This is a genomic window from Xanthomonas sp. NCPPB 1754 (assembly GCF_041475725.2).
GTDB lineage: Bacteria > Pseudomonadota > Gammaproteobacteria > Xanthomonadales > Xanthomonadaceae > Xanthomonas > Xanthomonas euvesicatoria.
This window is the reverse complement of the sequence record NZ_CM192982.1, coordinates 3,583,827-3,597,145: the sequence shown is the minus strand read 5'-3', so window position 1 is coordinate 3,597,145 and position 13,319 is coordinate 3,583,827. Positions and strand designations below refer to the sequence as shown.

The 13,319-nt window shown below is 63.8% G+C and carries 12 protein-coding genes; 4 read left to right on the top strand and 8 right to left on the bottom strand.

The window, feature by feature from the left end; genetic code table 11:
* Window positions 1-22: 22 nt before the first annotated feature.
* Entirely contained in the window at window positions 23-697 is a 675-nt protein-coding gene (queC, locus tag ACCQ15_RS15630; RefSeq protein WP_280300553.1) for a 7-cyano-7-deazaguanine synthase QueC, read from the bottom strand.
* 276 nt (window positions 698-973) lie between these two features.
* Here queC and ACCQ15_RS15625 point away from each other — a divergent pair, with 276 nt between their 5' ends.
* Together ACCQ15_RS15625 and ACCQ15_RS15620 are read left to right on the top strand one after the other, a co-directional pair.
* Entirely contained in the window at window positions 974-1,981 is a 1,008-nt protein-coding gene (locus tag ACCQ15_RS15625; protein WP_280300550.1) for a sensor histidine kinase, read from the top strand.
* Entirely contained in the window at window positions 1,978-2,337 is a 360-nt protein-coding gene (locus tag ACCQ15_RS15620; protein WP_008578055.1) for a response regulator, read from the top strand. Before ACCQ15_RS15625 ends, ACCQ15_RS15620 begins: the two co-directional genes overlap by 4 nt.
* A 269-nt stretch (window positions 2,338-2,606) precedes the next feature.
* Here ACCQ15_RS15620 and ACCQ15_RS15615 read toward each other — a convergent pair whose 3' ends face one another.
* Window positions 2,607-3,509, bottom strand: a complete 903-nt coding sequence (locus tag ACCQ15_RS15615) for a LysR family transcriptional regulator ArgP (protein ID WP_338334214.1) — start codon at window positions 3,507-3,509, stop codon at window positions 2,607-2,609.
* Window positions 3,510-3,610: 101 nt separating this feature from the next.
* Between ACCQ15_RS15615 and ACCQ15_RS15610 the strand changes: the two genes are divergently transcribed.
* Window positions 3,611-4,237, top strand: coding sequence for a LysE/ArgO family amino acid transporter (locus ACCQ15_RS15610; RefSeq protein WP_372380763.1), 627 nt, complete (start codon window positions 3,611-3,613; stop codon window positions 4,235-4,237).
* 359 nt (window positions 4,238-4,596) lie between these two features.
* Here the strand turns inward: ACCQ15_RS15610 and ACCQ15_RS15605 are convergent, their stop codons facing one another.
* Window positions 4,597-6,765 (bottom strand): methyl-accepting chemotaxis protein, encoded by a 2,169-nt coding sequence (locus tag ACCQ15_RS15605; RefSeq protein WP_372380762.1) that lies wholly within the window; start codon window positions 6,763-6,765, stop codon window positions 4,597-4,599.
* Window positions 6,766-7,279: 514 nt separating this feature from the next.
* A complete protein-coding gene (locus ACCQ15_RS15600) occupies window positions 7,280-7,486 on the bottom strand; it encodes a hypothetical protein (RefSeq protein WP_008578051.1) in 207 nt (68 codons plus the stop codon).
* A 232-nt stretch (window positions 7,487-7,718) separates the two neighbouring features.
* On the opposite strand from ACCQ15_RS15600, the gene ACCQ15_RS15595 reads away from it, so the two are divergent.
* Window positions 7,719-8,429, top strand: coding sequence for an rRNA pseudouridine synthase (locus ACCQ15_RS15595; RefSeq protein WP_372380761.1), 711 nt, complete (start codon window positions 7,719-7,721; stop codon window positions 8,427-8,429).
* A gap of 895 nt (window positions 8,430-9,324) precedes the next feature.
* Here ACCQ15_RS15595 and ACCQ15_RS15590 read toward each other — a convergent pair.
* The 4 genes from ACCQ15_RS15590 to recQ all read right to left on the bottom strand — a co-directional run bounded on the left by ACCQ15_RS15590 (window position 9,325) and on the right by recQ (window position 13,169).
* Entirely contained in the window at window positions 9,325-10,035 is a 711-nt protein-coding gene (locus tag ACCQ15_RS15590) for a hypothetical protein (protein WP_372380760.1), read from the bottom strand.
* A 218-nt stretch (window positions 10,036-10,253) separates the two neighbouring features.
* Window positions 10,254-10,658: a response regulator gene (locus ACCQ15_RS15585; protein WP_008578047.1), complete on the bottom strand. Its 405-nt coding sequence runs from the start codon at window positions 10,656-10,658 to the stop codon at window positions 10,254-10,256.
* Between the two features lie 78 nt (window positions 10,659-10,736).
* Window positions 10,737-11,234 carry a hypothetical protein gene (locus ACCQ15_RS15580; protein WP_372380759.1) on the bottom strand — a complete coding sequence of 166 codons (498 nt, stop codon included), beginning with the start codon at window positions 11,232-11,234 and terminating at the stop codon, window positions 10,737-10,739.
* A 138-nt stretch (window positions 11,235-11,372) separates the two neighbouring features.
* Window positions 11,373-13,169 (bottom strand): DNA helicase RecQ, encoded by a 1,797-nt coding sequence (gene recQ / locus ACCQ15_RS15575; protein ID WP_071118513.1) that lies wholly within the window; start codon window positions 13,167-13,169, stop codon window positions 11,373-11,375.
* Window positions 13,170-13,319 lie beyond the last annotated feature (150 nt).

Below are 13,319 nucleotides of genomic sequence, written 5' to 3'. Positions count from 1 at the left end.
CGCATTCTACCCTACGCGGGCGTCAAGACAAAATGGCGTAGTGCGTGGGGTCGGGAACGCCGGCATCGGCAAAGCCGGCCGCGCGCAGGCGGCAGGCGTCGCAGTGGCCGCAGGCGCGTCCATCGGCATCGGCGCGGTAGCAGGAGACGGTGAGGCCGAAGTCCACACCCAGGCGCACGCCTTCACGGACGATGTCGGCCTTGCTGAGGAACTGCAGCGGTGCGTGCACGCGCAGCCCTGCACCTTCCACGCCTGCCTTGGTGGCCAAGTTGGCCAGCACCTCGAAAGCGCGCACGAACTCGGGACGGCAATCGGGGTAGCCGGAGTAGTCCACCGCATTGACGCCACAGAACAGGTCGTTGGCGCCGACGACCTCGGCCCAACCGAGCGCCAGCGACAGCATGATGGTGTTGCGCGCGGGCACGTAGGTGACGGGGATGCCGCCGCCGCCAGCGTCGGGAACGTCGATGTCGTCGGTCAATGCCGAGCCGCCGATGCTGCGCAGGTCCACGTCGACCACCTTGTGCGCAACGACGCCCTGCGCGGCAGCGACGCGCGCTGCGGCTTCCAGTTCGGACGTATGGCGTTGGCCATAGCGCACGCTCAGCGCGTAGACAGCAAAGCCCTGCTCCTGCGCGAGTGCGATGACGGCGGCGGAATCCATGCCACCGGACAACAGAACAACGGCTTTTTTCATGGCGAATCGGCGATCACTGCGGAATAAGCCCGAAGGCTATCAGGGACGATGGCGCAGGGCGACCAGGGACCGGTCTTCGATCCGGCTCCGGTTGGCGCGGGGTTGGCCGGTGCAGGCACGAAACAGTGGAATGCGCTTGCGGCGTTGGTCGATTGCAACCGCTTTGTCTGGCGACGGCGCGCGTTTTTGTTGAGCTGGATTCGACGTCAAATACGCATGATCAGGCGTTCACGTAAGTCCATTTATCGTTCGCTTCAATTTTGGAACCATGACGCAATGGCCGAGCATCAGGAAGACGCAGCGAAATCGCGCATTTACGAGGCCCTGCTACAGGCAACACCGGATCTTTTGTATGTGTTCGATATCCAGCATCGCTTCGTCTACGCCAATCAGGCGTTGTTGACGATGTGGGGCATGCGCTGGGAAGACGCCTGCGGCAAAACCTGCCTGGAACTGGGCTACGAGCCCTGGCATGCGGCCATGCACGATGAAGAGATCGAACAGGTGATCGCAACAGGCCAGCCGGTGCGCGGCGAAGTGCCATTCCCGCATACGACCAAGGGCCTGCGCATCTACGACTACATTTTTACCCCGGTGTTCGGACCCGACGGCAACGTCGAGGCGATCGCCGGCGCCACGCGCGACATCACCGAACACAAGCAGCATGAGCAGCATCTGCAGCTGTTGATCAACGAGCTCAACCACCGGGTCAAGAACTCGTTGGTGATGGTGCAATCGTTGGCGCGGCAGTCGTTCACCAACGCCGGTGGCCTGGCCGACGCACAGGAAAAGCTCGACGCGCGCTTGCTGGCGCTGTCGCGGGCACACGACACGCTGACGCGCGAAAACTGGGTCAGCGCCGACATCCTGGAACTGACCCGCGACGCTGCCGCGCTGTATGAGTCGCACGACAGCCAGCGCTTCACGTTGCAGGGTGATTCCTGTCGGCTTGATCCGCGGCGGGCATTGGCGCTGTCGATGGCGCTGCATGAGCTGTGCACCAACGCGCTCAAGCACGGCGCCTTATCCTTGCCAGCTGGCAATGTGCTGGTTTCGTGGGAGCGCAGCACGCGTGGCGAGCAGGAGCTGCTTGAATTGATCTGGCGGGAAACCGGGGGGCCGCCCGTGCAGCCACCCACGCGCAAGGGGTTCGGCACGCGTCTTCTGGAGCGTGGCTTGAAGCACGACCTCAAGGGCGACGTTGAGCTGTGCTTCGATCCGGCTGGCGTGTGCTTCCGCGTTTCCATCCCGTTGCCGCCCGAGCATGCCGAGGCACGGCCATGACCATGCGCGTGCTTTTGGTCGAAGACGAATCGTTGGTGGCGATGCTCTTGGAGGATTGCCTGGCGGAACTGGGCTACGAGGTGGTGGCAACCGTGGCCGACGTGGACGCTGCGTTGCAAGCGGTGCAGGCAGGCAACCTCGACCTGGCACTGCTGGACATCAATCTTGGCGGCACCTTGTCGTTTCCGATTGCGGAAGAACTGGATGCGCGCGGTGTTCCGTATATCTTCGTGACCGGCTATGCGCAGGGTGGGATTCCCGAAAAGTACCGGCACCGGCATGGCCTGCAGAAACCCTTCCATTTTCGTGATCTAAAACATGCGCTATCGCTGTTGCAGCAGCGCAGCGCCGAGTGATCAGCGCGGGTCTTGTTGCAGTTGAACGACATGGGGGCGCTGAGAAGTTCGATATCGCCGACCGCCGCAATGCTCCGGCGTGCATGGCACCGCAGGCATTCAACCGGTTCGGACAGTGACTGGGATCGGTACTTGCGCGTGCATGCGCAGCGATTACCCGGCTAGCGTGGCAGGTGCAGCCAATGTGGCGATGGGTGCGGAATTCGCAGCGTATGCAGATGCATGGCAGCCCGGCGACGGGCAGGCGGTGAGAACGGTGGCCGTGGTGTCTATCTGCTGCCACGCAAGCTGGTGGCAGCGGCCTCGCGCAGTGCCTGGTTGAGTTGCTGCAAAACGTTCGAGCGCACAGCGGCGTACTGCCAGTACAGCGGAACATCGAGCCAGCGGGTGGGGTCGACGATGACGACCTGCTTGTTGCGCACCGCAGGCAGCACCATCGCTTCGGGCGCCAGGCACCAGCCCAGCCCGCGTGCAGCGGCTTCGACAAAACCGGTGGAGGTGGGCAGGTAATGCGTGGGCGGGCTCAGCGGGCTACGCGTGATCCGCCTGACGAAACGCGCCTGCAAGGTGTCCTTGCGATTGAACACCAGCATCGGCGCCTTTCCCAGCGCGTCGGCAGTGAAGCCACCCTGGAAATGCGCAGCGACGAACGCCGCCGATGCGATCGCGTGGTAACGCATCACGCCCAACGCCTGGACATTGCAACCCTGCAGTGGCGCGCGCTCGGAGGTGACTGCGCCCAGCACGCTGCCAGCGCGCAGCAACTCCAGGGTGTGGTCCTGGTCGTCCATCTGCACATCGAACAAGAAGCCGTGCGCCTGGTACAGCGAAGACAGCGCCTGCAGGAACCAGGTCTGCAACGAGTCGTCATTGACCGCGATGGCGAGGGTACGTGGATGCCCGGCGATGCCATCGCCAGGCAGCAAGTCGGCGATCGCTTCGGCTTCGAGGACCTGCATGGGCTTGAGCCGGCGCAGCAGCCGTTCGCCGGCCGGCGTGGGCCGGCAAGGCGCCGTGCGCATGACCAGTACCTGCCCGAGTCGGTCTTCGAGCGCCTTGATGCGTTGCGAGATCGCCGAGGGCGTCAGTGCAAGACGCTGCGCGGCGGCGTCGAAGCTGCCTTCGTCCAGCACGGCTGCGAAGGCGGCCAATTGCGGATGCAGAAGATCCATGCGTTCACCCGCATTAGAAATGCTAATCAGCATACAGATTATTTAGTTTTCCTAATTCGATGTAAGGGCACACGATGCGCGCCTGCCTCGGAGACACCACCATGATCGTTCAAGCAACAGTGGCCGGTTTTCTTGCCGGTGCCGGTCTCATCGTCGCGATCGGCGCGCAGAATGCGTTCGTGCTGCGGCAAGGGCTCAAGCGCCAGCACGTGGGATTGGTGGTGACGATCTGTGCACTTGGCGATATCGCGCTGATCCTGCTCGGCGTCGCTGGAATCGGCGCGTTGGCGCAGCAATACGCGGGCCTGCTGCAGCTGTTGCGCTACGCGGGCGCCGCATTTCTGGCGGTGTATGGGTGGATGGCCGCCTGCCGTGCCTGGCGCGGAGATGGCGCGATGTCGCCGGCAGAACACGGCGAAGACCGCTGGCAACGCGCCATGCTCACCTGCCTGGGGTTTACCTTCCTCAACCCGCACGTCTATCTCGATACGATGCTCTTGCTCGGCAGCCTGGCCACGCATTACCCCGGCGCGTTGCGCTGGGCATTTGCACTGGGTGCGTGTATCGCCAGCGTGAGCTGGTTCTCTGGCCTGGGCTATGAAGCCCGCTTGTTGCAGCCGGTGTTCCGGCATCCGCGTGCGTGGCGAATACTGGATGGACTGATCGCGGTCTTCATGCTGCTGCTGTGTGTGCTGTTGCTGCTACCCGAGCACGCGGCGCTGCGCTGATCGCTCTGGCTGGACGGTGTGATGCAGTCATTGCGCATGACTTTCGACACATCGGAGCTGGGTATCCCGATCCATCGTGATCTGCTGCCGTACACCGCCAGGCCAGGGCCACCGGATCGTCGCTGATGCTGCGATTGCGCGCCACTTCGCGGTGTTTGGGCCGTTTCGTTGGCAGCGAACAGGCGGCATTGCCGTGGATGGTGTCCCTGGGATGTGGACGGCGCCGTTGCAAGATCCAGGCGCGCCTCTCAGGGCGCGCTTGGGACGAGGTCAGTGGCGTGTTGCGATTGCCGCCGGCAACGGCTTCGGTGCGCTCAGGCCAGCTGCGCCTCTGCAGGGCAGCCAGCGGGCCACGCCACTCAGGCGTGGCGTACCTTGTCCAACAGATGCGCGACCGGCGCGGTAGCGCGGGTGTCTGCGCGGCGCGCGTGCCGTGCATCGATCTTGAAGATGGCGACCGCGTCGGTGAGGTGCACGGCTTGTTCTTCCATGGAGCGGGCCGCGGCAGTGGCTTCTTCCACCAGCGCCGCATTCTGTTGCGTGGTCTCGTCCATGTGCGTGATGGTGTGATTGACCTGTTCGATGCCGGCAGATTGCTCCTGCGAGGCCGCCGAAATTTCGCCCATGATGTCGGTGACGCGCTGGACGCTGGCCACAACCTCGCCCATGGTCTTGCCGGCGCTGTGCACCAGTGCCGAGCCTTCGGCCACGCGTTGGACGGAATCGTCGATCAGGTCCTTGATTTCCTTGGCTGCGCCGGAGGAGCGTTGCGCCAGCGTGCGCACTTCCGAGGCGACAACCGCAAAACCACGGCCCTGCTCGCCTGCCCGGGCAGCTTCCACTGCGGCGTTCAGCGCCAGGATGTTGGTCTGGAAGGCAATGCCGTCGATGACGGAGATGATGTCGGCGATCTTCTTGGACGAGGCTTCGATACCACTCATCGTGTCTACGACCTTGCCGACCACATTGCCCCCCTCCGAGGCCACGCGCGCGGCGCCGATCGCCAGTTGATTGGCCTGGCGCGCACTCTCGGCATTCTGCTTGACGGTAGAGGTCAGCTCTTCCATCGAAGCGGCGGTCTCTTCCAGGTTGGCGGCCTGCTGCTCGGTCCGCTGCGACAGATCCTGATTGCCCGCGGCGATCTCGCTGGCAGCCGCGTTGATCGACACGGCCGACTGCTGGATGTTGCCGACGATCTGCGCCAGCTGGCTCGCCGTCGCGTTGGCGTCATCGCGCATCTGTGCGAACACGCCGCGGAAGTCGCCGCTCATGCGTGCGGTGAGGTCGCCCGCTGCGATCGACTGCAGCAGTGCCGACAGCGATTGCAGATTTCCGTCCGCGGTGGACATCAATTGGTTCAGGCTCTCCACCATGATGCGGAAATCGAACTGGAAGCGTTCGACATCGCCACGGGCGCTGAAGTCGCCATTGGCAGCCGCCTGTGCAAGGTGCCTGATTTGGTGATTCATCGCCGACAGGTTGAGCTTGACCTGCGACATGGTGTTGCTGAAGGCGGCTTTTTCGCCCGGCAGGGGCTGCATGTCTTCGGAGAGTTCGCCGATGGCATAGCGCCCCATGATGCGCGCCAGATCGTTTTGCACGGCCACGTGCGAGGCCACCAACGCGTTGGTGTCGTTGGCCATGCGGCCGTAGTCGCCCGGGAACACGGTTGCGTCGATGCGGAAGCTGATCTGGCCGTTGTCGTGATGCTTGGCCATGTCGGTCTGCGCCGCGATGAGGTTGCGCAGCTGCAGTTGCATCTTGTCCATGGCCTGCAACAGGCGACCGGTTTCATCCGTTGCGGTGGTGTGCACATCGTTGCGCAGATTGCCTGCGGCGATGGCTTCGGCAGTGCGCGTGGCCTGGCTCAACGGCGTGGTGAGGCTGCGCGTGATCAACCATGCGAGCAGCGCACTGATCACCAGCGCAGCGATACCGCCGCTGGCCAGGATGATCTTGCCGTTGTGCATCGATGCAACCGCTGCCGCGTATGCGTCTTTGCTGAGGCGGCGCTCCAAGGCCGCATTTGCAGCAATTGCGGCTTGTTGCTCGTCCATCGCCGCAGCGGCAGCGCCTTGCAACAAGGCCTGCGCTTGCTGATTCTGGTCGCGCATGCCGTAGTCGAGAATCTGGTTGTTGAACTTGACCGAGACGTCGCGCTTTTCCTGCACCAGTGCGAGCGCGTTTTTCTCGAGTTCGCTGCTTGGCATCGCAGCCAAGGCATCGTGGGCTTGCTTGTAGCGCGCACGACTCTTTTCGATGATGTGCAGCGCGCGCCGGTTGGCCGCATCGCCGGACACCATCACCACGTCGCGCAAGCCGATCGCCACGTTGGTGTTGGCGTCGAGCATATCGGAGGACAGCCGGATCCTTTCCATGTTGTTGTTGACGATGGTGTCCAGCTCATAACGCGCATTGGACATGGTGATCAGGCCGGTCGCCACCAGCAGGCCCGACAGCAGAATTAAGATGCCGAAGGCCATTCCGAGGCGACGGCCGACATTGAGGCGTTGCAGAAAGTCATTCATGACCGCTTCCAGGTAGTACAGCTGAGCAGCTCGGTGGATGCGGGGTGCATCGACTCAAGCGTCTTGCCCAGCTAGCGGCCGGATTTGAGGGAGCTAAAGACCGTCGATCGAAAATACTTACCGCTGATTCATTACAGATCGGAAGTTTCCTGACAGCAGTTTCCCGCGTCCTGACACGGGCGCCCCAGGGCGCGAATTCAGATGTGTCTGGCCGGATCGAAGCGTGCCAGGAATGCAGCGATTTTCCGACGTCTTGCCGACATGTGCGCTGACTAACAGACGCGTATGACCGGCCACCGGATTGCATGCAGGGCCAGTGCTGCATCGAACGCTGGGCAACGATCTGCCGCGAGCCCGTGAGCGGATAGGTCGTGCGAGCCACCTCATTGGAGGTGTGCCACGCCGTACGCCGAGCGGATTGCCGCGCCGCAGCATGCATGCCAGTAAGCACCGCGTGCTGCAGCGTGAGCCATCGCGTGCGCAGCGGCGCGACGCGATGGCGATCACTCTTTGCTCAGGCTTCCAGCGCAGCGACCACGTCTGCGTGCAGTTGCTTGGCGCCACTCTCGCTGTTGAAGCGCGCAAAGACTTCTTCGCCGGAGATCAGCCCGACCCGAACCGAGTGGCAATACGACCCGAAGCTTTCGCCAGCATTGAATGGGTCGCTGATGACAGAGATATGGTTGAGGCGGACCCGGGCGGTGCCGAACTGGATAAACATCTGCGATCTCCTGTGTGAGCTTCGAGTTTCCCACGTTGTCGTGCGGTGCAGAAGCGTTTGCCGGTGCCTGCGTGCACACTGCGTTTGCCGTTGCGTTGGTGGCGGGCAATGCGCAACTTGCGCAGGCGCACCGTCCAATGCATTGGGCAACGCTCCATCGCTGCCGTGCAACGACTCACGCGGGCGAGCAGCCAGCACGTACACTGCCGTCCCCTGATGCTGAGCTCGCCCGATGTCTGATCCGATCCGTCTCGATAAATGTATAGCTGCCGCGTTCGGCTGCTCGCGTGGCGAGGCCCAGCAGTACATCGAGGGTGGGTGGGTCAGCGTGGACGGCGTGGTGGTCGAAGAACCGCAGACGCTGGCTACCGCGGCGCAGGTTGCCCTGGCCGAAAATGCGGTACTGGCGCCTGCCGAGCCCGCCAGCTTGTTGCTGCACAAGCCGGCAGGCATCTGCGTCGATGCCGCGCTGGCGCTGGCCACGCCGGCAACGCGCAGCGCACTGGATCAGGCGGACGTACGTGTGCTGAAACGGCACTTCCTACGCTTGCACGCACCGCTGCCGCTGGAAGACGCCGCAAGCGGCCTGCTGATTCTGAGCCAGGATGGCCGCGTGCTGCGCCGGTTGAGCGCTGACGCCAGCGCGATCGAGCAGGAGTTTCTGGTCGAAGTGCGCGGTGAATTGCGCCCTTACGGCATGGCGCGGCTGGCGCATGGCTTGGTCTATCAGCAGCGCAGTCTGTCGCCTTGCAAGGTGAGCTGGCAAAACGAAGACCGCCTGCGGTTTGCGATCAAGCACGTGCAGCCGGGCCAATTGCGCTACATGTGCGGCGAAGTGGGCCTGGAGGTCGTGAGCATTCGCCGCCTGCGCGTGGGCCGGGTGTCGCTGGGCAAGCTGGCGATCGGCGAATGGCGCTACCTGCCGGCAGGTGAGCGGTTCTGACTGCAGCACGGAGTATGCGGCTGCAGCCGCTGGAATCACGTCGCGCTGTGTGCAAGCGTACTCAGTCACGGCCAGCAGCGCATGCAGCGATTATTTCTTATTGCGCTTTTTCTTGGCACGCGTGACCAGAAACAGCACAACGGCAATCACACCGATGACCAGGATGATGAAGGCCGGAGATAAAAACGAATTGTCGCCCATGCGGAACTCCTGACAGTCTTGCGCAGCACAGCGCTGCGATGACGTTAGCCTAGCGAGCGGCCTGCTTGATCGCGTGAAATGCATGGCTTGCCGCAGAAGCAAGTACATATTTCTGCCGCATCGATGATCAGCGCATCGACGTAAGTGGCGCGGAAGCTGGCGTTGCCTTGCATCGATCCATGCAGCAATCAATCAGCCACCTGGCACGTGTGGGAGCGTGCCTGTGCAGCGTGATTCGGGAAAGGATGGCCCGGTGCATGAGCGGGTAGCCAAGCAGGCGCTTGCGCGATGATGCGCTCATCGGCATGCCGCGCGGATTGAGTGCCATGAAAGTGATGCGCAATCGCAACGACGGTAGAGCTGCGGTCAATCGCAGGACGGGGCAGGTCTTCCAGGCATCGAACCTGGCGCCAATTCTTTGGTGCTAAGCGACTGCACGGACGAACGCACGCGCAGATCGCAGGGAAGGCTCGGCCGTTCTGTCGCGCCTTTTCATCCGTGTCCCGGCAGGGGCGTGCTCTGCGCCCCGCGAGTTGAGCGGCCCAACAGGCCTCGCGTCCGGTAGCTGCAGTTTAAATGCGACATCTATCACGTAAATCGGGAGCGAGCCGACACGCTGTCGGGGCGTACCCGACAGCCGTCGCGACGATCTGCGCATGACCGTGGGCTTGTGCCCACAGCCCAGCTCACTGCATCACTGAAACGTAGAGGTGCAGCGGAAGCCGGAACAATCGATCTGCACCGTATTGCCGCTGCTGCAGACCGCGCTGAAGCGCGTGGCGCTGGTGGCCTGCATGGTGCCGCATTGCAGGCCATTGCTGATGCCCTGGGCGCGACTTGCCGCCGACGCGGTCGACATCGCCGGGCTTGCAGGCCCAGCGTTGCCCCCGACACTGGCAGACGCTGCCGCAACTTCTGCCTGCTCGGCGGCTGCCGGTTCGCTCGCCAATGGCAGGGTGACCGCCGACCCGTGCGCGGAGTTGCCTGAACTGGGATTGCCTGCAACCACCACACCGTGCGCGTTCTCGCCCTGCAACGGTTGGCCCCGGTCTTCACGATGGCGGTCGAAGCTCAGCGTCTGCCCGAACACCAACTGGATCCAGCTCGGGTAGGTATAGCCGGTGCCCTTGCTGTGATCGACGATGGCGCCAATCGCCCCGCCGATCAGAATGTTGCCCCAAATGCCCATGTTGGCGCGCGAGATGGAACGGCCGGCGGCATCACGTTGGCCGGGCAGCACACAGGTCACCTCCAGATCGCGCGCGGAACGATGCACTTGTGCGGTCTGGCCGGACTTCACCGTGACGCGGCCCTTGTCGTTGCTGATGGCGCAGTCGGCGCCGGAAATCAGTTGCCCATCGGCCGTCTTGGTGTCGATGCGAATTGGCTGGGTCGCGTCGTTCATGACCGTGGCGCAACCGCTTAGCGCAACCATGGCAATGGCTGCGGTCACTAGATGTCTCATGTTTTCCCCTGGCGTAGGACACGGTACGGCCAGCCGGGCGTTACGCCGCGTCTGTGGTACTACCGTGGTGTGGTCGATCCCCGTTGCCGCCGCATCGCGCGAGGGCTGGCATTTAATACCGGGATTGTGGGCGGCCGTCCAGTCGCGGCCGCTCGTGTTTACGCGACCGGGGTGGCCAGCACGCGGTGCTTGGCCATCACGCTGCGGATCGCACTGAGCAGTTGCTCAGGGGTATACGGCTTTTCCAGAAATGCCACGCCGTCGGGCAGGATCTCTTCCACGTATTCGACCGCCAGGCCCGAAGTCAGCAGCACCGGCAGGTTGTACGGCGCATGTGCAGTCTTGAGCGCCAGATCCACACCGGTCAGGCCGCCCGGGAAATGGATATCGGAAAACAGCACGTCCACCCGCGGGTCGCTTTCGATCAAGGCCAAAGCTTCTTCGACCGAGCCGGCGCTACGGCAGGTGAACCCATAGCTCTCCAGCACAAGGCAGCTGAGCTGTCGGGTTCCGTCGCCGTCTTCGACAACGAAGACAACCGGCCGTTCCTTGTTCTGTGGCATGAGCTGGTCTCGTAAGGCAGGCCACATTCTCAGCGATGCGGCAGTGAACCCTCTGTCAACGCACACCTCGCCGTATGGTTACCAGCCGAACGGGCCCGGACCATAGCCGCCGGGTGCATAACGCGGGCCAAAGATGGAGCCCTCACCACGTCCGACGCTGATGCTGACGCCAATCTGGTGCGCCTTACCGTCGTCGTCATAATAGGTCTTGCAGGAATTCAAATTCACCGCCTGCCAGTTGCTGTTGCCGCCGCGGCTGGAGTAGCCCAGGCCGGTTTCGACAGCACCATGCAGCTTGCCCTGGCATTGCTCGGCGCGCTCGGCAGCGATGGAAGCGGCACTTGGCCGGGCTAGCGCCGGCTTGGGGCCGCTCTTGTCGCCGTAGAAGGTGCCCGGCGGGTCGTTGCTGTATTCCGGGTCGGAGCGGAGCTGCACCGGGGCTTGCGGAATGCTCAGGTCCAGCGAACGTGCGCTCGCCGTTCCGGGATTGCCGTCGCTGGCTTGGGCCAACGCACTTCCAGCGGCGACGCTGCCGGTGGCAAACAGAGTGACCAGAACAAGCAGGCTGCGTTTCATCGGTTGGACTCTACGAAGAGGGGCTGGCAACGCGTGCCAGCTCGCCATGTGAAACTAGCAACGGCTGATTGAATGCGCGCTGTCGATCCTGCGGATTTTTGTGCCGTCTGCGGTGTTGTGTTGACACATGCTGCTGCATCAGCCCTGTTCGCGCACGATCTCGATCAATTGCGCGCCATAACGCGCCAGCTTGCCGCCGCCGATGCCGCCCACCCGCGACAGCGCATCGATGCTGGTTGGCCGTTGTTCGGCGATGTTGCGCAAGGTGCTGTCGTGGAAGATCACGAAAGCCGGCACGTTCTGTTCCTTGGCCAGATCCGCGCGCAGGCCACGCAAGGCGTTGAACAGCGCCAGATCCTGCGGCTGCACCGGCAGGCCGGTGCGCTGCGCGCTGCGCTCGCGCCCGGCAGCCGGGTTTTCGCGGCGCATCATGACCTGGCGCTCGCCCTTGAGCACCTGGCGGCTGGCATCGGTGAGGCGCAGGCCGCCATGACCTTCGCTATCCACCTCCAGCAGGCTGGCGGCCACCAGCTGGCGAAATACGCCGCGCCAGGTGCGTTCGTCCAGGTCGCGGCCGATGCCGTAGGTGCTCAGCTGGTCGTGGCCCAGCTGTTTGATACGTTCGTTTTCGCTACCACGCAGGATGTCGATCAGATGGCCCACGCCAAAGCGCTGCCCGCTGCGATACACGCAACTGAGCGCCTTCTGCGAGGCCACCGTGGCGTCCCAGGCGGCGGCCGGGGTCAGGCAGTTGTCGCAGTTGCCGCAGGGTTTGGGATAGGTCTCGCCGAAGCCGGCCAGCAGCACCTGGCGGCGGCATTGCATGGATTCGCAATAGCCCAGCAGGTGGTCGAGCTTGGCGCGCTCCAGACGCTTGCGCTCTTCGGCGGCTTCGCCTTGCTCGATCATCTGCTTGAGCAGCACCACATCGCCCAGGCCGTAACACAGCCAGGCGTCGGCGGGGTCGCCGTCGCGGCCGGCGCGTCCGGTTTCCTGGTAATAGCCCTCCAGCGATTTGGGCAGATCCACGTGCGCCACAAAGCGCACGTCCGGCTTGTCGATGCCCATGCCGAAAGCGATCGTGGCGGCCATGATGATGCCGTCCTCGCGCAGGAAGCGGCGCTGGTTTTCTGCACGCACCTCTGCCGGCAGGCCAGCGTGATAGGGCAGTGCATTGAAGCCTTGCGCGCACAGTTGCTGCGCGGTTTCTTCCACCTTGCGCCGCGACATCGCATACACGATGCCGGCCGAGCCACGATGACGGCCCAGGAATTCCTGCAGCTGTTTGCGCGCGTTGTCCTTCTGCACCACCGTATAGCGGATGTTGGGGCGGTCGAAGGAACTGACGAAGTGGCGCGCGTCCACCAGATCCAGGCGCTCTGCGATTTCGCGCTGGGTCGGCGGGTCGGCGGTGGCCGTCAGCGCCATGCGCGGAATATGCGGCCAGCGCTCGTGCAGCACGGTGAGCTGGCGGTATTCCGGGCGGAAATCGTGGCCCCATTGCGAGACGCAATGGGCTTCGTCGATGGCGAACAGCGCAATGCGGCTACGTTCCAGCAACGAGAGGAAGCGCTGGGTCAGCAAGCGCTCGGGCGCAACGTAGAGCAGATCCAGGTCGCCGGACAACAGGGCGCGTTCCACGCGCTGGGCGTTTTCTGCATCCAGGGTGGAATTGAGGAACTCGGCGCGTACGCCGAGCTGGCGCAGGGCCTCGACCTGATCCTGCATCAGCGCGATCAGCGGCGAGACCACGATGCCGATGCCGTCGCGTAGCAGCGCCGGCACCTGGTAGCACAGCGACTTGCCGCCACCGGTGGGCATCAGGACCAGGGCATCGTTGCCGGCAGCGACGTGTTCGACAATGGCCTGCTGCGGGCCGCGGAAGTCGTCGTAGCCGAAGACGCGGCTGAGCAGTTCGTGAGCGGGGGAAGACATCGACCTAGGATACCGTGCGGGTCAAGCCCTGGCCGGGTCGCCGGTGCGGTGTCGCGCGCAGGTGGGCGTCGGGATTTACCGCGCGTACGGTGCCGCAGCGGGAGACGCGGCGCCGCGGCGCCCGCCGCACCACTAGACGCAGGTCCCGAT